The 22,972-nt window shown below is 33.8% G+C and carries 22 protein-coding genes; 13 read left to right on the top strand and 9 right to left on the bottom strand.

Annotated features, from left to right (window positions below):
- Positions 1–16: 16 nt before the first annotated feature.
- The gene (gene capB / locus AC23MC_RS12320; RefSeq protein ID WP_487568692.1) at positions 17–1,276 is read right to left on the bottom strand and encodes a cysteate-C-fatty acyltransferase; all 1,260 of its coding nucleotides are present in this window, start codon (positions 1,274–1,276) and stop codon (positions 17–19) included.
- A gap of 167 nt (positions 1,277–1,443) precedes the next feature.
- Here capB and AC23MC_RS12315 point away from each other — a divergent pair, with 167 nt between their 5' ends.
- Positions 1,444–2,199, top strand: a complete 756-nt coding sequence (locus tag AC23MC_RS12315) for an NYN domain-containing protein (protein WP_487568654.1) — start codon at positions 1,444–1,446, stop codon at positions 2,197–2,199.
- Positions 2,200–2,387: 188 nt separating this feature from the next.
- On the opposite strand, the gene AC23MC_RS12310 is transcribed toward AC23MC_RS12315, so the two are convergent.
- The 3 genes from AC23MC_RS12310 to AC23MC_RS12300 all read right to left on the bottom strand — a co-directional run bounded on the left by AC23MC_RS12310 (position 2,388) and on the right by AC23MC_RS12300 (position 6,147).
- Entirely contained in the window at positions 2,388–4,769 is a 2,382-nt protein-coding gene (locus AC23MC_RS12310) for a 7TM diverse intracellular signaling domain-containing protein (RefSeq protein WP_487568653.1), read from the bottom strand.
- Positions 4,770–4,971: 202 nt separating this feature from the next.
- Positions 4,972–5,604, bottom strand: coding sequence for a PAQR family membrane homeostasis protein TrhA (trhA, locus tag AC23MC_RS12305; protein ID WP_487568652.1), 633 nt, complete (start codon positions 5,602–5,604; stop codon positions 4,972–4,974).
- A gap of 21 nt (positions 5,605–5,625) precedes the next feature.
- Positions 5,626–6,147, bottom strand: coding sequence for a GNAT family N-acetyltransferase (locus tag AC23MC_RS12300; RefSeq protein WP_487568651.1), 522 nt, complete (start codon positions 6,145–6,147; stop codon positions 5,626–5,628).
- A gap of 86 nt (positions 6,148–6,233) precedes the next feature.
- Here AC23MC_RS12300 and AC23MC_RS12295 point away from each other — a divergent pair, with 86 nt between their 5' ends.
- From AC23MC_RS12295 to AC23MC_RS12285, 3 genes are all read left to right on the top strand, one after another.
- Positions 6,234–6,812: a non-canonical purine NTP diphosphatase gene (locus AC23MC_RS12295; protein ID WP_487568650.1), complete on the top strand. Its 579-nt coding sequence runs from the start codon at positions 6,234–6,236 to the stop codon at positions 6,810–6,812.
- A 151-nt stretch (positions 6,813–6,963) separates the two neighbouring features.
- Entirely contained in the window at positions 6,964–8,835 is a 1,872-nt protein-coding gene (locus tag AC23MC_RS12290) for a DEAD/DEAH box helicase (protein WP_487568649.1), read from the top strand.
- An 86-nt stretch (positions 8,836–8,921) separates the two neighbouring features.
- Positions 8,922–9,686 (top strand): carboxypeptidase-like regulatory domain-containing protein, encoded by a 765-nt coding sequence (locus AC23MC_RS12285; protein ID WP_487568648.1) that lies wholly within the window; start codon positions 8,922–8,924, stop codon positions 9,684–9,686.
- Between the two features lie 350 nt (positions 9,687–10,036).
- On the opposite strand, the gene AC23MC_RS12280 is transcribed toward AC23MC_RS12285, so the two are convergent.
- Entirely contained in the window at positions 10,037–10,702 is a 666-nt protein-coding gene (locus tag AC23MC_RS12280) for a TrmH family RNA methyltransferase (protein ID WP_487568647.1), read from the bottom strand.
- A 59-nt stretch (positions 10,703–10,761) separates the two neighbouring features.
- Between AC23MC_RS12280 and AC23MC_RS12275 the strand changes: the two genes are divergently transcribed.
- From AC23MC_RS12275 to AC23MC_RS12250, 6 genes are all read left to right on the top strand, one after another.
- Positions 10,762–11,295, top strand: coding sequence for an RNA polymerase sigma factor (locus AC23MC_RS12275; protein WP_291095203.1), 534 nt, complete (start codon positions 10,762–10,764; stop codon positions 11,293–11,295).
- Entirely contained in the window at positions 11,292–12,089 is a 798-nt protein-coding gene (locus tag AC23MC_RS12270; protein WP_487568646.1) for an anti-sigma factor, read from the top strand. Before AC23MC_RS12275 ends, AC23MC_RS12270 begins: the two co-directional genes overlap by 4 nt.
- Positions 12,090–12,138: 49 nt before the next feature.
- Entirely contained in the window at positions 12,139–12,828 is a 690-nt protein-coding gene (locus AC23MC_RS12265) for an SIR2 family NAD-dependent protein deacylase (RefSeq protein ID WP_487568645.1), read from the top strand.
- Between the two features lie 146 nt (positions 12,829–12,974).
- On the top strand, positions 12,975–14,321 hold the full coding sequence (gene purB, locus AC23MC_RS12260) for an adenylosuccinate lyase (protein ID WP_487568644.1): 1,347 nt from the start codon (positions 12,975–12,977) through the stop codon (positions 14,319–14,321).
- 55 nt (positions 14,322–14,376) lie between these two features.
- On the top strand, positions 14,377–14,988 hold the full coding sequence (gene kefF, locus AC23MC_RS12255; protein ID WP_487568643.1) for a glutathione-regulated potassium-efflux system oxidoreductase KefF: 612 nt from the start codon (positions 14,377–14,379) through the stop codon (positions 14,986–14,988).
- Positions 14,981–16,852 (top strand): monovalent cation:proton antiporter-2 (CPA2) family protein, encoded by a 1,872-nt coding sequence (locus AC23MC_RS12250; RefSeq protein ID WP_487568642.1) that lies wholly within the window; start codon positions 14,981–14,983, stop codon positions 16,850–16,852. The genes kefF and AC23MC_RS12250 overlap by 8 nt, the downstream gene beginning before the upstream one ends.
- Before the next feature lie 62 nt (positions 16,853–16,914).
- Here AC23MC_RS12250 and AC23MC_RS12245 read toward each other — a convergent pair whose 3' ends face one another.
- The gene (locus tag AC23MC_RS12245) at positions 16,915–17,601 is read right to left on the bottom strand and encodes an SIMPL domain-containing protein (RefSeq protein ID WP_487568641.1); all 687 of its coding nucleotides are present in this window, start codon (positions 17,599–17,601) and stop codon (positions 16,915–16,917) included.
- Positions 17,602–17,741: 140 nt separating this feature from the next.
- A complete protein-coding gene (locus AC23MC_RS12240; protein WP_487568640.1) occupies positions 17,742–18,383 on the bottom strand; it encodes a rhomboid family intramembrane serine protease in 642 nt (213 codons plus the stop codon).
- A 103-nt stretch (positions 18,384–18,486) separates the two neighbouring features.
- Between AC23MC_RS12240 and AC23MC_RS12235 the strand changes: the two genes are divergently transcribed.
- Positions 18,487–19,356, top strand: coding sequence for a lysophospholipid acyltransferase family protein (locus AC23MC_RS12235; protein WP_487568639.1), 870 nt, complete (start codon positions 18,487–18,489; stop codon positions 19,354–19,356).
- A 3-nt stretch (positions 19,357–19,359) separates the two neighbouring features.
- On the opposite strand, the gene AC23MC_RS12230 is transcribed toward AC23MC_RS12235, so the two are convergent.
- A complete protein-coding gene (locus AC23MC_RS12230) occupies positions 19,360–20,841 on the bottom strand; it encodes an aminotransferase class V-fold PLP-dependent enzyme (RefSeq protein ID WP_487568638.1) in 1,482 nt (493 codons plus the stop codon).
- Positions 20,842–20,986: 145 nt separating this feature from the next.
- Between AC23MC_RS12230 and AC23MC_RS12225 the strand changes: the two genes are divergently transcribed.
- Both AC23MC_RS12225 and AC23MC_RS12220 read left to right on the top strand, forming a co-directional pair.
- Positions 20,987–21,916: a TolB-like translocation protein gene (locus tag AC23MC_RS12225; RefSeq protein WP_487568637.1), complete on the top strand. Its 930-nt coding sequence runs from the start codon at positions 20,987–20,989 to the stop codon at positions 21,914–21,916.
- A gap of 4 nt (positions 21,917–21,920) precedes the next feature.
- On the top strand, positions 21,921–22,328 hold the full coding sequence (locus tag AC23MC_RS12220) for a 5-fold beta-flower protein (RefSeq protein ID WP_487568636.1): 408 nt from the start codon (positions 21,921–21,923) through the stop codon (positions 22,326–22,328).
- Here the strand turns inward: AC23MC_RS12220 and def are convergent.
- Positions 22,325–22,972 (bottom strand): peptide deformylase, encoded by a 648-nt coding sequence (gene def / locus AC23MC_RS12215; protein WP_487568635.1) that lies wholly within the window; start codon positions 22,970–22,972, stop codon positions 22,325–22,327. The two genes, AC23MC_RS12220 and def, sit on opposite strands and share 4 nt — an antisense overlap.

The following is a 22,972-nucleotide window of genomic DNA, read 5'->3' as shown; positions in this document are numbered from 1 at the left end:
TAGTTATTATAAAAATTTAAGAAACATCTACCGTAGTAGCGTCTGCAATCTTTTTATAAGTTCCGTTTTCTAATTTCTCACGGATTGCTTCAAAAGCTGTAAGTGTTTCATCAATGTCCGCAAGTGTATGTGATGAAGTTGGAATCATTCGCAACAAAATTATTCCCTTAGGTATTACCGGATAAATTACGATAGACAAGAAAATACCGTAGTTTTCTCTTAAATCATTCACCATCACCATTGCTTCAGGCACACTTCCTTCTAAATAAACCGGTGTAACACAAGTGTTTGTGTCACCGATATTAAAGTTTCTTTCACGTAAACCTGATTGTAAAGCATTTACGTTTTCCCACAATTTATCTTTTAATTCAGGGTGATTTCGCAGTAATTCTAAACGTTTTAAAGCTCCAACAGTTTGAATCATTGGTAATGCTTTGGCAAACATTTGCGAGCGTAAATTATACTTTAAATAATCAATAATATCTTTATCCGCAGCAAGAAAAGCTCCGATGCTAGCCATCGATTTGGCAAAAGTTGAAAAATAAACATCAATTCCGTCTTGACAACCTTGCTCCTCGCCTGCTCCTGCTCCTGTTTTTCCTAATGTTCCAAAACCATGAGCATCATCAACCAATAATCGGAAATTGTATTTTTCTTTCATGGCAACAATTTCTTTCAATTTTCCTTGTTGACCACGCATTCCAAAAACACCTTCGGTAATAAAAAGAATTCCACCACCTGTTTCTTCTGCCATTTTGGTAGCACGTTGAAGATTTTTCTCCATACTTTCCAAATCGTTATGACGATAGGTAAAACGTTTTCCCATGTGTAAACGAACACCGTCAATAATACAAGCATGTGCATCTACATCATACACAATAATATCATTTTTAGTAACCAATGCATCAATGGCAGACATAATTCCTTGGTAACCAAAATTCAATAAATAAGCCGATTCTTTCATTACAAAAGCAGCTAATTCATTCTCTAATTGTTCATGAGCATCGGTGTGTCCGCTCATCATTCTGGCTCCCATTGGGTAAGCTGCACCATATTTAATGGCCGCATCTGTATCTGCTTGACGAACTTCTGGATGGTTTGCCAATCCTAAATAATCGTTTAGACTCCAATTTAAAATATTTTTCCCTTGAAATTGCATTCTTGGTCCTAATTCGCCTTCTAATTTTGGAAAAACAAAGTAACCTTCTGCTTGAGATGCCCATTTTCCTAGTGGACCTTTATTGTTCTGAATTCTTTCGAATAAATCTTTTACCATGATTTTTTGTGTGTTAAAAAACGTGGCAAAAATAAGGATTTCAAATCTACTTTCATAATATTTTTTGTAGAATGATTTTGAATTGATTGTAACTTTTATTTTATTCATAAAAAGTGTAATGAGAATGTGTTAATATCTGTATATTTGATTTTATAATTCGATTTTTTATGAGTAAACACGACGATAATGATTTAAAATTAGCTGTTTTGATTGATGCCGATAATGTTCCGTTTAGCAATATTAAAGGCATGATGGAAGAAATTGCAAAATATGGAACGCCTACTACAAAGCGAATTTATGCCGACTGGACACGTCCGAATGCCAATGGTTGGAAAGGTGTTTTGTTAGAAAATGCAATTACGCCAATTCAGCAATATGGTTACACGACAGGGAAAAATTCTTCGGATTCAGCGTTGATTATTGATGCAATGGATTTATTATATTCCGGAAAATTAGACGGTTTTTGCATTGTTTCAAGTGATAGTGATTTTACAAGATTAGCCATTAGATTAAGAGAATCGGGTATGAAAGTGATTGGCATTGGCGAACAAAAAACGCCAAAACCATTTATTAGTGCTTGCGACCGATTTATTTTTATTGAAGTTTTAGAAGGTGCCAAAAAGAAGAAAACTACTGCAACTTCTGCTGATAAAAAGAAAGAAGAAAAAATATTCACCAAAATTGATGTGGAAACTATTGATATAATCGAATCAAGCATCGAAGATATTGCCGATGATGACGGTTGGGCATTTTTGGGTGACGTTGGAAATTTGATTGTAAAGAAAAAACCTGAATTTGATCCTCGTAATTTTGGTTTTTCTAAGTTAACTCCGTTAATGAAATCGCTTACACATTTGTTAGAAATTCATGAACGTGAATCGGATAAAAAAGGAATTAAACACGTTTATGTTCGATTGAAATAGAATTTTGAAAAGATTTTCTTTTGAAATGGGATTTCCTAGCCCGGATTGAAACGGAAAGCTTTTTTGAATGAAACAATTTAGTTTTGCCGGTTTTGCAAAGCGACCTTGGGAGCTCTTGCAAAACCGTGCAAAACTTTTGTTTTATGCAAAAAACTTGCAGTGGAAAGCCGGAATAGCTTCTGAAAAAATTAGACTAACTCAGCAACATTTTTAAACAACAATTCTTTATCGACGGGTTTAGACATGTATTTGTTCATGCCGATTTCCATTACTCGATCTTTTGTTGTTTCCATTACATCGGCGGTTAAAGCAATAATGGGGATATTTTTTTTCTCTTCTCCGGCAGCACCATTTCTGATGGCAATCGTGGCTTCGTAGCCATCCATTACGGGCATTTGTAAATCCATTAGAATCAAATCGAAATGATTTTCCTGTAATGCTGTAACGCCTTCTTGACCGTTATTAGCAAAAACGACAGTAGTATTTAACCACTTCTTAGTAATCATTTTAATCACCATTTGATTCATGGCATTATCTTCTACTACAAGAATATTTTTGCCTTTTAAATCATAATCAGTCACCTCAATAATTGGAATTTCTTGCTTTACAACTGCAATAGTTTTGTATTCTAAAGTGATTTTGCATACAGTTCCTTGGTCTAAAATGCTTTGCAAATCAACTTTACCATTGTGCAAATCGGCCAAGGTTTTTACGATGTAAAGCCCTAATCCTAATCCACCGAATTTTCGTTTGTTGTTGATGCTTTCTTGCGTAAACGATTCAAAAATAGAATTCATTTTTTCTTTTGGAATACCAACTCCGGTATCTGCAATTGTGAAAATCAAATCAACATTGCTGCCTTTCTTCTGTTTAGATTCAACTTTAAAAGTTACAAATCCGTGAGTAGTAAACTTTAATGCATTGCTCAACACGTTGTTGATCATTTGTGTTAAACGCATTTTATCGCCTAAAATCATTTCGGGTAAATCCGGAGAAATGTCTAAATTAAATCCGAGACCTTGATTTTTTGCCCGATAAACCATGTTTTTAGCTAAATGTTCTAGCAATGGTTTTGGACTAAATTCCTCTAAATCTAGTTTTAATTCGCCTTTTTCAATTTTAGAAAAATCCAAAATATCGTTCACAGAACTCAACAAACTATAGGATGAATCTTTGATTAATAAACTATTTTTCTGAATGTTTTCGTCTTTAGAATCTTTTGAAATTTCTTTGGATAAATTCAAAATGGCATTCAAAGGTGTGCGAAGTTCGTGGCTAATGTTTGAAAGAAAGTAAGATTTCATTTCGTTCATTTCTTCCGATTTTTGAAGGGCAACCACTTGCAATTCCTCACGTTCATCTCGCAATAATCGAATTAAATTTGCCATGGAAAGAGAGAGGAAAATTACTTCCATTCCTGTTCCTAGTTTTGATCCGTTTTCGGTCATAAATGTAACAGGTAAAACACTGAAATTCTTTAAAATAAACATCACAAAACCTGCAATTAAAAAGAAAATACCAATTACAAAATACTTATCTATTTTTCTGGTTTTGCTATAGATTACAACTACTGAAGATATTATTAAAATAAGTAAAAACAACCCTAAAATATTGGCTATTGGATAGGATACTTCTAACGCTTTTGGATGAACGAATAATGAAATTAAAAGAATGAAATCTAAAATAAAAACTGCATAAAAAGCATTGTTAATAAACTTACTATACTTTTTTATTTGAAGAAACACTTGAGCATATCTTCCTAAGAAAAAATTAGCGATGCAAGCAGATAAAATAACGGCATTTAAACAAAGCCAACCCGAATTGGGCGAAAATAACTGATAAAAATAACCATCTAATGAAAATTGCAACATTCCGATAAAAACAACATATAAGCTGTAATACAAAAAACTGCGTTCCTTCATTGCAAAAAAGAAGAACATATAAATTATAGCTGCAATGAGAAGAATTCCATAGAAAATTCCGAAAATAACTTGTTCAAAAGATAAGGTTTGAATCAAATTATCCATTGTTCTGAGCATGATTCCGGCATTAATTACTTCGCCATCGCTCTTGAGATGAAGAAAATAGGAATAATCAGAGTTTGGCTGAAGCGTTATTTTAAAGAGAATTTTTCTGTTTTTTAAACTTCTCTCCTTGAACGGAATTGCATCTCCGCTAATTTGTTTAGATATGTTTCCTTTTTCATCAACGGTATAAAATTCGGCGACATCAACAATTGGACGACAAGCTTCTAAAAAGAATGTTTTTTCGGAATCGGTTTCATTATGAATATCGAATTTTATCCAATAATTATTATTAGTAAAACCTAAATCAGTGTTTTCATTTGGTAAATTTTCAAAAACTAATTTTTCATCAAGAATTATTTGCTCAACTGTTCGCTTATTTTGTTCTAAGTTGGCAATTTTTGCGTAAGGATGTAGAGAAATTTCATCTGCAAGACTGTTATTTTTAATAACAAATTGTGCGTTTACATGAAAAATACTTACTATAAATAGAAAAGAAAAAGCACAGAAAACTTTAAACGATGGGGCTTCGTAATTATGTTTCATTTTGTGGTATTTAGTTTTATTGGTTTTCTATGTACGGAAATTTTATTTGCTTGGTTTTATTTTTTGAAATAATATTTTAAATGAAACTTAACTTCCTGATATAGAAAACTACACAAGTATAAACATAAAAAATAATAAAGGAATTATATTTAACTATTGTTGAAGTAATAAAATGTGCAAGCCAATTGAAGTAATCCAGCACTTAAACACTTAAATAAATAGAAACAAAATGAGCAATTGTTCCAAAAAGAACGAAAAAATGCCAAATAGTGTGATAATAAAATTTATGATCTTTCATATAAAAATAAACTCCGATTGTGTAACTCAATCCACCTATTAAAATCCACATAAAAACGGAAAATGGCATGGTATGAATGAGAGGTTCTATCACAAAAACAATCATCCAACCCAAAGCTAAATAGAGTAAAACTGAAACAAATCTGAATTTTTTGGTAAAGAAAATTTTAAAAATGATTCCAATAGCCACAATTGACCACATTATACCTAAAAAAACAGTTGCCGTTTTTGGCTGTAAATAGCTAACCATTAGCGGAGTGTAGGTTCCTGCGATTAGAAAATAAATACTGATGTGATCGCCAATTTGTAAAATATCTTTGACTTTGGGGTTTTTAACTGCGTGAAATAAGGTAGAAAATGTATAAACCAGCAACATTCCAACTCCAAAAGCAAGAACTGATATAAAAGTAGACAGCTGGTTTTCATTGAACGAATCAACTAATAAAAACGGCATTGCAACAAGACAAAAAAGAATTCCAATACCATGTGTGATAGCATTTACAATTTCTTCTTTTGGGGTTTGATCTCGTTTTGACATACTACAAAATTAACTAAAAAGTTAATTATCCTTTGTATTAAATAGAGCAAATAAATCTAAACTAATGTATTTTCCATCTTTAAATTCACATTCATTTAATGTGCCTTCAAATAAAAAATTATTTTTTTTCATTATATTTTGACAAGCTAAATTTTCAGTTTCAACTTGAGCTTCAACACGATGCAAACCTAGACTTTCAAACGCATAATCACAAACTGTAGGTAAAACTTCAGAAATAATTCCCTTTTTCCAACTTTCAGGAAGTAGCCAAAAACCAATTTCGGCTCGTTTGTGTTGCTTATTCAAATTATTAAAACCGATTGCTCCACAGAATTCTTGATTTTCAATCGATTCAATTGCCCACCAAATACCGGTTTCGTCTTTTTCCAATTGCGAAAACCAACTCATCTGTTCTTTAGTTTCTTCCAAAGAAGCAAAACTAATTCCGTAGTACTTGATAACTTCCGGATGAGAAAGTCCTTTGTAAACGTTTTGCAAATCGTTGTCTGTAAACTGCCTAAGTAAAAATCTATTAGTTGTCATCAAAATCAAAAAAATTAAGCTCTTAAATTTATAAATAAACTTCAAAAAATGAACTATTTTTACAAATCAAATTTAGTTACAAAAAAATGAAACTTGCACTTGTTTTCGCTTCAAATAATCAAAATAAAATTAAAGAAATTCAGTTATTACTTCCAAATGAAATTACGATTTTAAGTTTAGAAGAAATTGGATGTTTTGAAGATATTCCCGAAACAGCAATAACAATCGAAGGAAATGCTATCCTAAAAGCAAATTATGTAACCGAAAAATATGGTTATTCCTGTTTTGCCGACGACACAGGTTTAGAAGTTGCAGGATTAAACGGCGAACCCGGAGTTTATTCAGCACGTTATGCCGGCGAGCAAAAAAATGCAGATGACAATATGAATAAATTACTTGCTAACTTAGCTGATAAAGAAAACAGAAATGCTCAGTTCAAAACCGTTATTTGTTTAAATTTGGATGGAAATCAGCACTTGTTCGAAGGTATAATTAAAGGTGAAATCATCAACGAAAAAAGAGGCTTAGAAGGATTTGGATACGACCCAATTTTTATTCCAAACGGCTATTCAAAGACCTTCGCTGAAATGCCAATTGCCGAAAAATCCAAAATTAGTCACCGTGGTTTAGCGGTTGAAAAATTGGTTGCGTTTTTAACTAAATAAATCACATTTTTACCCAACTTCCACCCCAATCCTCCAACTCCAAACTCCTAACTCCTAACTACCAACTCCCAACTATTTAAAAATCAATCACTAACATCATTAGTTTTTGTGATTTTAAAAGACTACCTTTGCACCCAATTTAAAATATTTTATGAGTAAATTTGAACAATTAGGATTGAGTGAGTCGCTACAACGTGCGATTATCGATCTAGGATTTGAAAATCCGACCGAAGTACAGGAAAAAGCGATTCCCCTCTTATTGGAACAAGAAACAGATTTAGTTGCGTTGGCTCAAACTGGGACAGGGAAAACGGCAGCATTTGGTTTCCCGCTAATCCAAAAAATTGATGCGAACAATAGAAATACGCAAGCTTTAATTTTATCACCAACCCGCGAACTTTGTTTGCAGATTACGAACGAAATTAAGCTGTACTCCAAGTACGAAAAAGGACTGAATGTAGTAGCTGTTTATGGTGGTGCAAGCATCTCCGAACAAGCCAGAGAAGTAAAACGCGGTGCACAAATTATTGTGGCAACACCGGGAAGAATGCAAGATATGATTAACAGAGGGTTGGTAAACATCACTCAAATTAATTATTGTATTCTTGACGAAGCAGATGAAATGTTGAATATGGGCTTCTACGAAGATATCGTTAGCATCCTTTCAACAACTCCTGACGAAAAAAATACGTGGCTATTCTCGGCTACAATGCCGGTTGAAGTTTCTCGTATCGCCAAAAAATTTATGCACGATCCGGTAGAAATTACCGTTGGAACAAAAAATTCAGGTTCCGCTACCGTTTCTCACGAATTTTATTTAGTGAATGCTCGTGATCGTTATGAAGCGTTAAAACGTTTAGCCGATGCCAATCCGGATATCTTTTCGGTAGTATTTTGTAGAACCAAAAGAGATACACAAGCCGTTGCCGAAAAATTAATCGAAGACGGATATAATGCTGCTGCTTTGCACGGTGATTTATCACAAGCTCAGCGTGATGGCGTTATGAAATCATTCCGCGGCCGTCAAATTCAAATGTTAGTTGCGACAGATGTTGCAGCTCGTGGAATTGACGTGGATAACATCACTCACGTGGTAAATTATCAATTGCCTGATGAAATCGAAACCTATAATCACCGTTCAGGCCGTACAGGTCGTGCAGGAAAATTAGGAACTTCGATCGTAATTGTAACCAAAAGTGAATTACGTAAAATTTCGTCTATCGAAAGAATCATCAAACAAAAATTTGAAGAAAAAACAATTCCTTCTGGAATCGAAATCTGCGAAATCCAATTATTACACTTAGCCACTAAAATTAAAGATACCGAAGTAGATCACGAAATTGACAACTATCTTCCGGCAATCAACGAGGTTTTAGAAGGTTTAAGCAAAGAAGAATTAATTAAAAAAATGGTTTCTGTTGAATTTAACCGTTTCATTAATTACTATAAAAAGAACAGAGATTTATCTTCACAAACTTCCGGTTCAGACCGTCGGGAAGAAAGAGCTCCAAGAGAAAACACAAGCGGAGCAACTCGTTACTTCGTAAACATCGGTTCTAGAGACAATTTTGATTGGATGCAACTGAAAGATTTCTTGCGTGACACATTAGAATTAGGTCGCGAAGATGTTTATAAAGTAGATGTAAAAGAAGGTTTCTCTTTCTTTAACACAGACGAAGAACATACTGATAAAGTAATGGGAATTCTTAACGGAATGGAAATAGAAGGTCGCAGAATCAACGTAGAAATTTCTAAAAATGATGGTGGCGGAAGACGTGACCACAACGGAAGAAGTTCTGGCGGTGGCGGTGGATTCAGAGGAGAAAGAAGCTCTGGACAACGCAGCGGAGGTTTCGGACCAAGAAAAGAAGGTGGCGGAGCTCCAAGATCAGACAGACGTGAAGGCGGATTCAGACCAAGAACAGAAAGCGGATCGTCAGACAGACCAAGAAGAACAGAAGGCGACAGACCAGCAAGCCGTTCTTTTGAAGCTGCAAAAACCAGAAGACCAAGAAGAAGCTAACATCATTTGTTAATTTTCTTATAATTATACTGAAACTACAAAATATATTCCGGTGATTTATTACTTTTAAACCGTTAAATCATCTTATGAAATATTTTGTAGTTTTTTTATTGCTTATCACTTTTCAATTAAATGCTCAGGACAAAGAACGAACTGAAAAAGTAACCGGAACTGTACTTAACGATAGCGATTCTAAACCGCTGTCAAATGTGAATATCATCAACATGAATTCGGTTCGCGGAAGCATCTCAAATAACGAAGGCGTTTTTGAAATCAGCGTACAAGTCAACGATACACTACATATTTCGTTAATCGGATTTCAATCCATTCGAGTTCGTGTTACAAACGACTGGATTAAATCAAAAAACACACAAATAAAACTAACCGAAAAAGCAATTGCTTTAGAAGAAGTCGTTTTAACACCTTACAATTTAACAGGTTACCTTCAAGTAGATGCCAAATTAATTCCAATCAAAGAAAATCACCGTTATGGAATTTCAGGTCTAAACTATGGTTACGAAGCCGGACAATATTCACCAAACGCATTCAATCGCGTGCTTGGCTCCATTTTCAATCCCACCGACATGCTTTATAATTTCTTCGGAAACAAGCCTCGCGAACTCCGTAAGCTAAAAGAAATGAAGAAAGACGATACGGTACGAAACCTATTAGAATCCAAATTTGACCGCGAAACAATCGCCATCATGCTTGGCATCGACAAAAAAGAAATTCCTGAGATTTTAGAACGCTGTAATTATTCCGAATCCTTCATCAAAACCGCCAACGACCTTCAAGTTTTAGATGCAATTAATGATTGCTACGAAGAATACAAAATCCTGAAAAGAAAGTAGTTTTCTGTTGTCTGTTGTCTGTTGTCTGTTGTCTGTTGTCCGTTGTCCGTTGTCCGTTGTCTGTAAACCGCTAACCGATAATTGCTAACTTATAACCGAAACCTGATAACTGATAACAGACAACCGATAACCGTGAGAAGCGAATGACTCGGGCATTTCCAGCCATCCATTTTCCCGCTATCCGCTCTATCTTTTGTTCCGTAAACTCCACAAAAGGATGCCGCTACTATCGGGGCTAAAAAGTAAACAAATCGCCTACTTGGAAACAAAAACCGGCTAAAAAAATTTCTCACAGAAAACACAGAAAACACAGAATCTACAGAAAATCCGAAACCCGAAACCCGCAACTTTCACCCCTCCAAAAACCTCCCCTCAATCCTTTCAATATCCTTAATCGATTTCTTCGCCCAATCAATTCGTTTCAAAAAAATTTCCTCATCACTCAATTTCCAATCCAACTCAGAATTCCGTAGTCTATTTGTCAAATTTTGCAAAATAATCGCTGCCGCCACCGAAATATTCAAACTTTCAGAAAATCCTACCATCGGAATTTTCAAAAAACAATGGGCTTGAGCCATTACATCTTCTGATAAACCATCTCTTTCCGTTCCAAAAAACAAAGCAGATTTTTTAGAAACATCAAAATCATCCATCAAACAAGAATCAATATGAGGTGAAGTCGCTACAATTTGATAACCTTTATCTTTTAAAGCATTTATACACGATTGATTCGTTTGATATTGATGAACGTCTACCCATTTTTGAGCACCCATGGCAATTTCAGCATCAATACTCTTGCCAAATTTCTGTTCAACCACATGAAGTTCCTGAATTCCAAACACATCGCAACTTCTCATCACGGCACTCGTATTATGCATTTGAAAAACATCTTCAATGGCAACGGTAAAATGTTTAGTTCTAAATTGTAGTACTTCTAAAAACTTTGATTTTCTGCTTTCGGTCAAAAAACCTTCTAAATAAGCAAGGTATTCAATCGTAGTTAACTTTTCATTCATACAAAATTGGTTTTTAATTCCTAAGTTGTTATCTTGGCTACTTCAAAAAAAAGCTAAATATGACACAAGAAGAATTATTGCCACTAATTTACAAAAAAGATGATAGGGCGTTCACACTTTTGTATGACATGTACTCAAAAAGTCTCTTTGGAGTAATTAGTAACCTTATAAAAGACCGAGAAGAAGCCGAAGATGTTTTGCAAGATGTATTTGTAAAAATCTGGAAAAACATCGACTCATACAGTGAAGACAAAGGCAGGTTTTATACTTGGATTGTCAATATAGCCAGAAATAGTTCTATTGATAAGCTTCGCTCAAAAGGATTTAATAACAGTCAAAAAAACCTATCGGCAGATAATTTCGTACATCTACTTGACGATAACACAAGAATGAACAATAAGATTGATTCCATCGGAATTCAAGAATTTGTTAAAAAATTAAAACCTAAATGCATTAAGATTATCGACTTATTATTCTTTAAAGGCTACACCCAACAAGAAGCGTCAGACGAACTCGAAATTCCGTTAGGAACCGTTAAAACACAAAACAGAAACTGTATTAACGAATTAAGAAACTTATTACAAGTATCATGAGTACACAAGAATATATAGAATCAGGAATTCTGGAATTGTATGTCTACGGTAAATTAAACGACTCCGAAGTTGAAGAGGTCGTTAAAATGGCCAAACAACATGCGGAAATTAGAGCGGAAATTATTGAGATAGAAAACGCAATGGTTTATTTATCAGGAAGCGTTGCTCCTCGATTGTCCGGTAAAAACTATGAAGCCATCAAACAACAAATATTTGGCAACGAAACCAAAGTAGTCGATTTAAAACCGGAAGTAAAACCAAAATCCGGCATCAGTCAGTATCTCGGATGGGCGGCCGCAATTGTTTTCCTAGTTGGTGGAGGTTATTTATACCAACAAGTTGAAGGTAAAAAAGAAGCTATTGCTAACATCGAAAAAGAAAAAGGCAAATTACAAGAAGCCGTTGTTGATTTGGAATTGAAAAACAAAGCAAACGAAGAAGCTCTTGCATTGGTTAGAGATCCAAAAAATACTATTGTTTCTTTAGCCGGTCAAGAAGTTTCGCCAACATCGTATGCAAAAGTATATTGGAATCAGGAAACCCAAACCGTTTATATCGATGGAGCTGGTTTACCGGAACCGCCGGAAGGATATGTTTATCAAGTATGGGCTTTAAAATTAAACCCTTTAACTCCGTTAAGTATTGGTCTTTTGGATGACTTTAAAGGAGATAACAAACGTCTGTTCCCGGTTGACAATGTCGTAGAAGCCGAAGCCTTCGGTATCACATTAGAACCCGCAGGCGGAAGTGTAAGTCCAACTTTAGAACAGTTGTACACCTTAGGAAAAGTTTAAAAATATATAAATCAAAACCCTTTCACATTGAGAGGGTTTCTTTTTGCTTATGAAAAAATTAGTAGTTTTAAGCGGAGCCGGAATTAGTGCAGAAAGTGGCATCAAAACCTTTCGTGATGCTGACGGACTTTGGGAAGGTCATGACATCATGGAAGTAGCTTCTCCATTGGGTTGGAATAACAATCCAGAACTTGTTTTAGATTTTTACAATAAAAGAAGAAAGCAGTTGCATGAGGTTCAACCCAATCAAGGACATTATATTTTAGCCGAATTAGAAAAACATTTTGATGTGCATATCATCACTCAAAACGTAGATAATTTGCATGAAAAAGCCGGAAGTACAAAAGTTCTGCATTTGCATGGAGAACTTTTAAAAGTAAAAAGCACAAAAGATGAAACATACATTTTAGATTGGAATGACGATTTAACCTCAGAACATAAAGACCCTAATGGATTTCAAATGCGACCTCATATTGTCTGGTTTGGCGAAGATGTTCCTGCCATTGAAGAAGCAATTGATTTGGCAGAGCAAGCCGATATTTTTATCGTAATCGGAACTTCATTACAAGTGTATCCCGCAGCAGGAATTATGCATTATACAAAGCCTGAAACTCCTGTTTTCTATATTGATCCAAAACCGGCAAGTGTGTTTCAATTAGCGAATCCGTTAGAAATCATTACGCTTTCAGGTTCTGAAGGAATGATGATGTTAAGAGATCGTTTATTAATGTTAAAATAACATTTTAAACACCTTCTTAAAATTAAAAACAAACAAGTAAAATTACGATAGTCTCTCAATTTTTCTTTTACCTTTTTGCATTAAACCCTATATTTGCATTTCAAAAAAATCTGGTAAAACAGACTAACTCAACAACAACAAAACTCATGATTACTTTAAACGAATTAAATGCCATTTCTCCAATAGACGGAAGATACCGCAACAAAACGGTTTCCTTAGCTCCTTACTTTTCAGAAGAAGCTCTAATAAAATACAGAGTTTTAGTTGAGATTGAATATTTTATTGCACTTTGTCAAGTTCCATTACCACAATTAAAATCGGTTGATGCAAGTGTTTATGAAAAACTGAGAGATTTGTATCGGAATTTTTCAACTGAAGATGCCTTATCTATCAAAGAAATTGAAAAAACAACCAATCACGATGTAAAAGCGGTTGAATATTTTATTAAAAATGGGTTTGATAAATTAGGTTTAGAAAATCATAAAGAATTCATTCATTTCGGGTTAACGTCACAAGACATCAACAACACAGCGATTCCGCTTTCTGTAAAAGAGAGTTTTGAAAAAGTATATTTACCACTTTTAGTTAATGTTATTTCAAAATTAAAAGACTTGAGTCAGGAATGGAGAGATGTCCCAATGCTTGCTCGTACACACGGACAACCGGCCTCTCCTACCCGATTAGGAAAAGAATTTGGTGTTTTTGTTGAACGTTTAGAAGAACAAATGCGTCAGTTATTCAACATTCCATTTGCGGCAAAATTTGGTGGTGCAACCGGAAATTACAATGCTCATCACGTAGCTTATCCGCAAATAGATTGGAAAAATTTCGGAACTTCTTTTGTGGAAGAAACATTAGGACTTCATCATTCTTTTCCAACAACACAAATTGAACATTACGATCATATTGCAGCTTATTTTGATTGTTTAAAACGAATCAATACCATCTTAATTGATTTAGACAGAGATATTTGGACGTATGTTTCAATGGATTACTTCAAACAAAAAATTAAAGCCGGAGAAATTGGTTCATCGGCCATGCCACATAAAGTAAATCCAATTGATTTTGAAAATTCTGAAGGAAACTTAGGCATTGCTAATGCTATTTTCGAACATCTTTCTGCCAAATTGCCACTTTCCAGATTGCAGCGTGATTTAACCGATAGCACCGTTTTACGAAACATCGGAGTGCCGATTGGTCATACTTTAATTGGTTTTGAAGCTACTTTGAAAGGATTAAGTAAATTGCTATTAAACCAATCCAAATTAGAAGAAGATTTAGAACGAAATTGGGCTGTTGTAGCCGAAGCAATTCAAACAATCTTACGTAGAGAAGGCTATCCAAATCCGTATGAAGCGTTGAAAGGTCTGACTAGAACAAATGAAGTAATGAACCAAAAAACAATTCATGAATTCATTCATACGTTAGCCATTTCTGCAGATATAAAAGCCGAATTACTGCAAATTACACCATCTAATTATTTAGGAATTTAGTTTTATTTTAAAAAAACAAACCTCGTTTTACAAAAAAAAGCTGTAGATTTAAAGCATGCCACAAAACAAAATTTTAATTCTATTTGCTCATCCCCTGTTTGAAAAATCGTTTGTCAATCAGGAGCTCGTTCGTCATATCCCTATTTCAAACCACATTACTTTTCATGATTTGTATGAAGAATATCCTGAATTTGACATCAATGTAAAACATGAGCAAAGTTTACTGGAAAAACACGATATTATTATTTGGCATCATCCAATGTATTGGTATAGTTGTCCGCCACTACTAAAACAATGGATTGATATGGTTTTAGAATATGGTTGGGCTTATGGAAAAAACGGAAATGCCTTAAACGGAAAATCAATTTTTCAAGTGATGACCACCGGCGGAGCAAAGGAAAATTATTGTGCTACCGGTCGTGACCGTTTTTCAATTCCTGAATTACTAGAGCCTTTTAATCAAACTGCAAAAGTTTGCAATATGAATTATTTGCCACCATTTGTAGTGCATGGAACGCATAAAATGAATGAGGAGGAAGCTATTAATCATGCCAAAACATACGCCGAATTATTACTTTTTTTAACCAAAAACGAAATCAATTCCGAAGAAATAAATAGTAATTTCTACATGAATGAATGGTTTTCAAAAATAAAATTAAATGGATAACGGATTTTTTATACAAGCCATCATCTATTTAACGTCGGCCATTGTTTGTGTTCCGATAGCTAAAAAACTGGGATTAAGTTCCATCTTAGGCTATCTTTTTGCCGGAATTTTTATTGGCCCATTTGTGTTAGGTTTTATTGGTAACGAAGGCGAAGACATCATGCATTTTGCTGAATTTGGCGTTGTCATGATGTTATTCCTTATCGGATTAGAACTTGATCCCTATAAATTCTGGAAGATGCGAAAATTCATCCTCGGAATGGGTTCTATGCAATTAATAGGAAGTGCGATTGTCATATTTATACTTTGCCAACTTTTCTTAGATTGGTCTTGGCAGACTACAGTTGTGATAGCCTTGGCACTTTCACTCTCTTCTACAGCTATCGTACTACAAACGTTGAAAGAAAAAGGACTTTCACAAACTTCGATGGGAAGATCTTCTTTTGCCGTTTTACTTTTTCAAGATATTGCTGTGATTCCAATTTTAGCGATTATTCCACTAATGGTTTCAGGAAGTACTGTTGAAGCAGAGAATTTGCATTCCTCATTAATATCCGATTTTGATGCTTGGATTCAAACACTTATCGTCGCCGCAACAATAATTGCTGTTTATTTTAGTGGAAGATTATTAGTAATTCCTGTTCTTAGAATGGTTGCAAAAACTCGTTTGCAAGAACTATTTACAGCATCTGCCTTATTATTAGTTGTAGCCGTTTCCTATTTAATGCAATTGGTGGGACTAAGCCCTGCTCTTGGTGCATTTTTGGCCGGAGTTGTATTAGCCAATTCAGAATTCCGACATGAATTAGAAGGCGACATCGCTCCGTTCAAAGGATTGTTGTTAGGTTTATTTTTTATAGGTGTTGGAGCATCCATCAACTTTAAATTAATTATTGAGAATCCAATTTTTATTTTAGTATTTGGAGCAATTTTCACAGCGGTTAAGTTTTTTGTGCTTTTCGGAATTGGGAAATTTTATAAAAAAAGTAACGACCAAAATTTGTTGTTTTCGTTTGGATTAAGTCAAGCTGGTGAATTTGGTTTTGTAATTCTGAGTTTTTCAATGCAGTTGAATATCCTTCCAAACATATTAGCCAATCAAATGATGGCGATAATTGCATTGAGTATGCTTTCGACACCTTTTTTACTTTTAATTAATGAAAAATGGATTGATCCTTATTTTGGTGTTAAAGAAAAAGAAGGAAGAAAACACGATGAAATTGATGAACATAACGAAGTTATCATTGCCGGATTTGGACACTTTGGTAGTACAATTGGACGATTGTTACGAGCAAACGGCGTAAGTGCAACAATTTTAGATCATGATTCAGATCGCGTTGATTTACTTCGTAAAATGGGTTTCAAAGTTTATTATGGCGATGCCACTCGATTGGAATTACTCAAAGCAGCCGGAGCCGAAGATGCCAAAATTTTTATTGCAGCAATCGATAATCCGGAAGTAAATCTGAGTGTGGTTGAAATTTTACGTAAACATTTTCCACATTTAAATATTTTAACTCGAGCCAGAAACAGAGTAGATGCGTATGAATTAATTGATCACGGAGTGACTAAAATTTATAGAGAAACACTTTACACAGCTGTTCATTTAGGAGTTGATGCTTTGACACAATTGGGACATCGAAAGTATTCTGCTACTCGTCAAGGGCAACGTTTTATTAAATATGATGAAGCTGCCATTCGAAAATTAGCCGCTAAACGACATGATAAAATGGCTTACTTAGCCACCGTGAAAGACGAAATTGAAATGCAGGAACAATTACTTAAAAACGATATGCATATCAATTTTTCAGCCTCTGACCACGCTTGGGATAGCGAACATTTGAAAAAACAGATTTCTGAATAATTTTCATAAAAAAACCACGAACTCAATTGAATTCGTGGTTTTAAATTTTGGTTTATTTTTTATTATTCTAACATAAATGTCACATTGATGTTAGTTAAAATTTCAATTTCACCAATAGCTAAGGTTTCTTGAGAAGAATCCATTCCTTCAGCTTTCATCATCACATTTCTGTACATTGGTGGTTGATACATTGGTTGAGAATTATCCGTGATCAAGATTGCTTTTCCAACTTTTTGATTTAAGGCTGAAGCAAAATCTTCGGCTTTTTTCTTCGCATCCAAAACAGCTTGTTTTCTTGCAGTAACTTTATGCTCTTCTAATTTTGATGATTTAAATTCAACACCATTGATGTTATTAATTCCCGTATCAACCAATCCCATCATCAATTCATCATATTTTTTGATGTCTTTTAAAGTAATTGTGATGGATTGCGAAGCTTGAAAATTGTGTTTCTTTTTTTCATAATCATACGATTTGTATAAACTCACATTTGTAGTTTGAAAATCGGAAGTTGGAATACCAAATTTTTTAATGTATTTCACTACTTTGTCCACTGTTTCATCATTCAACTTTTTAACTTCGGCAGCATCTTTACCAGTATTTTGAACACCTAAATTGATGACAACTTGGTCCGGAGTAACTTTTACTTTTCCTTCTCCGGAAACGGAAATTTGTGGAACTATTTTGTTTTCTTGTGCATTCATTGACGTAGCTACTAACGTTAATAAAATAATAATTGACTTTTTCATTTTGTTTTGATTTATTTTAAAGGTCTATTTCAATTTGTATGCCAAATAAAAATTTTATTTAATTATTTTAAAAATTCAATTTTCAATCAATTATTAATCAAATAATTAAGAACATAAAATTTTCAATCCACAGAACAATTCTAAATTTTTCCCATTTTAGCCATAATAAAAAGAATAATAATCGGAATCGCCAAAAGAATTACCATCAACGTATTTTCTGTTAGCATTTGCGGTTCTTTGGAAAGTGTAATCAAATAGCCTCCAATCGCTCCGCCAAAGTGAGCCGTGTGACCAATATTATCTTTTCTTGATTTCATTCCGTAAATAGAATAGAGCAAATAACCTATTCCAAATATATAAGCCGGAATAGGAATCGGGATAAAAAACAAATACAAATTCATATCCGGTCTAAGCAATATAGCTGCATACAAAATTCCTGTTACAGCTCCTGAAGCTCCTACAGCACGATAATGATACTCATTTTTGTGAAATTGCAAAGTTAATAAGCTACCGCACAGTAAACTACCAAAATAAACCATCAAAAAAGAAGGTACTCCTAAAAAAGCTATTACCGTTGGTGCAAAAAAATACAAGGTTAACATATTGAAAGCCAAATGACCAATATCCACATGTAAAAAAGCTGACGTAATCATACGAAGATGTTCACCCGCACGAATACTACCAATGTGAAATTCATACTTTCTAAAGAAAAACTGATCGTCAAATGCTTTAAAACTAACGAGTGCATTGACAACTATAATAACAATAAGAGCAATATCCATGGCTAAAATTTAGAATTGTAAAAATAGCAATTGTTTCTTTACCATTTGTTAAACCGTGATTTATAAAACCTGAAATTACTGTATATTTGCAAAAATTATTGGCATGCAATTTCTTGTTTATATTTTACTTTACCCTATTCTTTGGTTAATTTCGATTTTGCCTTATCGCCCATTCTATTTATTTTCTGATTTTATCTGTTTTATTGTTTATCGAATAATTCGTTATCGAATAAAAACAGTTCGAAACAATATTGCCATCGCTTTACCACATTTATCTGATAAAGAGAGATTAGAAATTGAAAAAAAATCCTATCAACATTTGTGTGATTTATTTTTAGAAATGATTAAAACCTTGACTATTTCTGAAGAAGAAATGGACAAACGTTTCGTCATAACTAATATTGAATTACCAAAAGAATACGAAAAAAAAGGAAAAAGTATCGCTTTGATGACCGGACATTATGCCAGTTATGAATGGTCGATTTCGATGAATAAACATTTTACGCATCGTGCGTTTGCTATTTATAAAAAAATCGCCAATCCTTATTTTGATAAATTAGTGCGTGCTATTCGTTCAAAATTTGGAGCGTCACTTATTACAACAAAAGATACGATTCCTACTATAGAAGAGAATCACAAAAACAATTTACTTTCAATTTACGGATTTGCAAGTGATCAATCTCCGAAACCATCACGTGCTTTTTATTGGGGAACATTTTTTGGCGTAGAAACGCCTTTGCAAACCGGTGCAGAAATGTTGGCTAAAAAATATGATATGACAATGTTATATCTTAAAATAAAGAAAGTTAAAAGAGGATATTATGAAGCTTCATTTGAAGAATTAACAGAAAATCCGAATCAGTTTCCTGATTTTGAAATTACCGATTTATTTATGAAAAAATTAGAAGTACAAATTCTGGAAGCTCCTGAATATTATCTTTGGTCGCACAAGCGATTTAAAGTGAAAAAATAGAAACTACAAAAACCAACCTTTCACCATTTCTTTCTCTAAAACCAAGTCGTTTTTATGACGAAAGTTGTTTGATTTTCCATCATATAGGTAATCTTCAGCCCAAGTTGAGTGATTTTCGGCTAATTGTTTGATACTTTCGCAAACAAATTTAATTTCTTCACTTGTTGTAGTTGGATGAATAGACATTCTAATCCATCCCGGTTTTTTGATTAAATCGCCCGAAGTAATTTGGTAAATCAAATCATTCGAAGTTTCTTCGTCCACATGAAGCAAATAATGTCCATACGTTCCGGCACAACTGCAACCACCACGGGTTTGAATTCCAAATTTATCATTCAGAATTTTTACACCTAAATTAAAATGTAAATCTTTTATATAGAAAGAAATCACACCCAATCGATCTTTATGTTGATTGGCTAAGATGGATAAATTTTCAACATTTTCAAGTTGTTCAAACACATATTCAACTAGTTCGTGCTCACGATCAAGAATATTTTGAACACCCATTTTTTCCTTTAACTGAATAGCTAGAGCGGTTTTAATCACTTGTAAAAAACCAGGTGTTCCGCCGTCTTCTCTATCTTCAATATTATCGATGTATTTGTGTCCGCCCCACGGATTTGTCCACGAGACTGTTCCACCACCGGGACAATCGGGTACATTATTTTTATATAAATTTTTATTAAAAACTAACACACCGGAAGTTCCTGGTCCGCCTAAAAATTTGTGAGGCGAAAAGAAAATAGCATCTAAATAACCTTCATTATCGGGATGCATATCAATCTCAACATAAGGTCCGGAACAAGCAAAATCAACGAAACAAACACCATTATTTTGGTGCATAATTTTTGCCACTTCGTGATACGGTGTTTTAATTCCGGTAACATTAGAGCAAGAAGTTATAGAAGCAATTTTAAAACTTCTATCGCTGTATTGTTCAACTAATTTTTTAAATTCATTTATACAAAAAAGCCCTTCTGAGTCTGCAGGAATCAAGACAACATCCGCAATCGTTTCTAACCAAGAAGTTTGATTGGAATGATGTTCCATGTGCGAAATAAACACAATTGGTTTAATTGCTTTTGGAATATCGGTAAACTCTTTTAAATTTTCAGCAATTCGTAAACCCAAAATACGTTGAAATTTATTCACAACTCCGGTCATACCCGTTCCATCGGTAATCAACACATCATTTTCATTGGCGTTCACGTGCTTTTTGATGATGTTTCTCGCTTGATGATAAGCCATTGTCATCGCCGTACCGGAAATCGTTGTTTCGGTATGTGTGTTGGCAACATACGGACCAAAATCGTTCATTAATTTTTCTTCGATTGGGCGATATAACCTTCCACTGGCGGTCCAATCTGTATAAACCATTTTTTGCTTACCAAAAGGCGAAACAAATTCCTGATTGATTCCGATGATATTTTCACGAAATTGTTGAAAATACAATTCCAGTTGCGTTGTCATTTCCGTAGTAATCATAACAAAAGAGTTTGGACAAAGATACATTTTTTTGGTAATTTCTATCATTAAAACCAATTGCCTTGAAGTGTTAAATTAATTAAAATTCAGATTTTTGATTCTATTATTAAAGTATATTTGAATAGTGCTTTTTAATTTATCCAAGATGACAAACTATTTATTTTCTATTATTTTCATTTCTTCAATTGCTTCATCACAAAATAATAATTCGGTTGAACCGGCTTTTGAATTCCTTTCAAACTACCATCACGTAAGAGATTTTACGATTTCTTCCAATCAAAACGAAGCTTACTTTTCAATAGTTAGTCCGAACGAAAAATTATCGGCAATTGCAATTATGAAAAAAGGAAAAGACAAATGGAGCAAACCGGAATTGGTTTCGTTCACCGGAAAATATAAAGATTTAGAACCTTTTTTATCAACAGATGGATTGCGATTATATTTTGCATCAAATCGACCTTTAACAGAAAGTGGAGAACCAAAAGATTTTGATATTTGGTATGTGGAACGAAAAAACACTAAAAGTGAATGGTCTTCTCCTATCAATATTGGAAGTCCGATAAACACTACTGCCGATGAATTTTATCCCACCGTGGCAAACAATAAAAACCTGTATTACACTTCTGATTCTGATAAATCAATGGGAAAAGATGATATTTTTATGAGTGTTTGGAATGGAAAAAATTATGAAAGTCCGATTCGTTTAGATGAAAGCATTAATAGTAAAGGGTATGAATTCAATGCATACATTTCTCCTGATGAAACGCTCTTGATCTACACAATTTATGGTTCGCCTGATGGTTTAGGAAGTGGCGATTTATATATCAGTTTTAAAGATAATAATGGCAATTGGAAAAAATCATTCAACTTGAAAGAATTCAATTCTGAAAGCATGGATTATTGTCCGTTTTATGATGCTTCAACCCAAACGTTATATTTTACAAGTAAAAGAAGTCTTCCCACTACAAAATCCTTTCAAAACGTAAAAGAATTTGAATCGGAAATTCAGAAATACCAAAACGGTTTAAGTAGAATTTATAAAGTTTCGTTGAAAGACGTTTTAGAAAAAAATTAAAACCATGAAAAAATTCATAATCCTTTTTCTTCTTTTTTCATCTTTAATTTCTATTAGTCAAACCATTCAAAACAACAATTACGGAACAACCGGCTATATTAAAAACGACGGAACTATTCAGGACAGAAATTACAAAACGGTTGGCTACATCAAAGAAAACGGAACCATTCAAAATAACAATTATTCCACAATTGGATACATCAAAAGCGACGGAACTATTCAAAATAATAATTATTCCACAGTTGGTTATGTAAAAGAAAATGGAACGGTTCAAAATAACAACTATTCCACTTTAGGTTACATCAAAGAAGACGGAACCGTTCAAAACAACAATTATTCTACTATTGGCTATGCCAAAGGAGTCAAAAAAGAATGGGCTGCCGTGGTGTTTTTCTTTTTTAAGTTTGATTAATTCCGCTTCAGTTTCTTCTTCAAAAACAAATTCACATCATCATTAATCGATTGAACATTCCAATTGGTTTGTTCATTAATTCTATCGGTAAACAAAATTCCGTTTAGATGATCTTCTTCGTGTTGAAAAATAACGGCTGTAAAACCTTCTACTATTTCTTCTTTAAAATTTCCTTTTAAATCAAAATAAGTGACTTTGATGGTGTAATTTCGATACACATCGCCCCGATCTTCCGGAATAGACAAACAGCCTTCCATTCCTTTTCGCAATAAATCGGAACGCCAAACAATTTTCGGATTAATATAAAACTCAAACGGTTCGCCGAGTTTATCTAATCGTTGTACCCAAAATACATTTCTATTAATTCCAACCTGGGGAGCGGCAATACCAATTCCCGGATTTTCAGGATTTTGCATTGCCAAAAGCATTCTTTTCGCCACAATCGGAAGTAATTTATCTTTCGGATTAACATCGGTTGAAACCGCTTTCAAAATTTTTAATTCATTGGGTTCAGTTATCTGAATTACTTTGAACATTTGGGTTGAATCGGCTGCCAAAATAAAGTCGCGTTCTTCTTTTGTAAACTTCTGTGAAAAAGCCACAATCCAAATCAATAAAAAACAAACCAGAATTGAATTTTTCAT

The organism is Flavobacterium sp. T50_26 (genome assembly GCF_057652995.1).
Note: the sequence above shows the minus strand (reverse complement) of the source record. Positions and strands in the feature narration are given on the sequence as shown.

Coding starts and splice junctions, on each gene's coding strand:
- capB (WP_487568692.1), bottom strand. CDS start 1,276: ATGGTAAAAGATTTATTCGAAAGAATTCAGAACAATAAAGGTCCACTA.
- AC23MC_RS12315 (WP_487568654.1), top strand. CDS start 1,444: ATGAGTAAACACGACGATAATGATTTAAAATTAGCTGTTTTGATTGAT.
- AC23MC_RS12310 (WP_487568653.1), bottom strand. CDS start 4,769: ATGAAACATAATTACGAAGCCCCATCGTTTAAAGTTTTCTGTGCTTTT.
- trhA (WP_487568652.1), bottom strand. CDS start 5,604: ATGTCAAAACGAGATCAAACCCCAAAAGAAGAAATTGTAAATGCTATC.
- AC23MC_RS12300 (WP_487568651.1), bottom strand. CDS start 6,147: ATGACAACTAATAGATTTTTACTTAGGCAGTTTACAGACAACGATTTG.
- AC23MC_RS12295 (WP_487568650.1), top strand. CDS start 6,234: ATGAAACTTGCACTTGTTTTCGCTTCAAATAATCAAAATAAAATTAAA.
- AC23MC_RS12290 (WP_487568649.1), top strand. CDS start 6,964: ATGAGTAAATTTGAACAATTAGGATTGAGTGAGTCGCTACAACGTGCG.
- AC23MC_RS12285 (WP_487568648.1), top strand. CDS start 8,922: ATGAAATATTTTGTAGTTTTTTTATTGCTTATCACTTTTCAATTAAAT.
- AC23MC_RS12280 (WP_487568647.1), bottom strand. CDS start 10,702: ATGAATGAAAAGTTAACTACGATTGAATACCTTGCTTATTTAGAAGGT.
- AC23MC_RS12275 (WP_291095203.1), top strand. CDS start 10,762: ATGACACAAGAAGAATTATTGCCACTAATTTACAAAAAAGATGATAGG.
- AC23MC_RS12270 (WP_487568646.1), top strand. CDS start 11,292: ATGAGTACACAAGAATATATAGAATCAGGAATTCTGGAATTGTATGTC.
- AC23MC_RS12265 (WP_487568645.1), top strand. CDS start 12,139: ATGAAAAAATTAGTAGTTTTAAGCGGAGCCGGAATTAGTGCAGAAAGT.
- purB (WP_487568644.1), top strand. CDS start 12,975: ATGATTACTTTAAACGAATTAAATGCCATTTCTCCAATAGACGGAAGA.
- kefF (WP_487568643.1), top strand. CDS start 14,377: ATGCCACAAAACAAAATTTTAATTCTATTTGCTCATCCCCTGTTTGAA.
- AC23MC_RS12250 (WP_487568642.1), top strand. CDS start 14,981: ATGGATAACGGATTTTTTATACAAGCCATCATCTATTTAACGTCGGCC.
- AC23MC_RS12245 (WP_487568641.1), bottom strand. CDS start 17,601: ATGAAAAAGTCAATTATTATTTTATTAACGTTAGTAGCTACGTCAATG.
- AC23MC_RS12240 (WP_487568640.1), bottom strand. CDS start 18,383: ATGGATATTGCTCTTATTGTTATTATAGTTGTCAATGCACTCGTTAGT.
- AC23MC_RS12235 (WP_487568639.1), top strand. CDS start 18,487: ATGCAATTTCTTGTTTATATTTTACTTTACCCTATTCTTTGGTTAATT.
- AC23MC_RS12230 (WP_487568638.1), bottom strand. CDS start 20,841: ATGATTACTACGGAAATGACAACGCAACTGGAATTGTATTTTCAACAA.
- AC23MC_RS12225 (WP_487568637.1), top strand. CDS start 20,987: ATGACAAACTATTTATTTTCTATTATTTTCATTTCTTCAATTGCTTCA.
- AC23MC_RS12220 (WP_487568636.1), top strand. CDS start 21,921: ATGAAAAAATTCATAATCCTTTTTCTTCTTTTTTCATCTTTAATTTCT.
- def (WP_487568635.1), bottom strand. CDS start 22,972: ATGAAAAATTCAATTCTGGTTTGTTTTTTATTGATTTGGATTGTGGCT.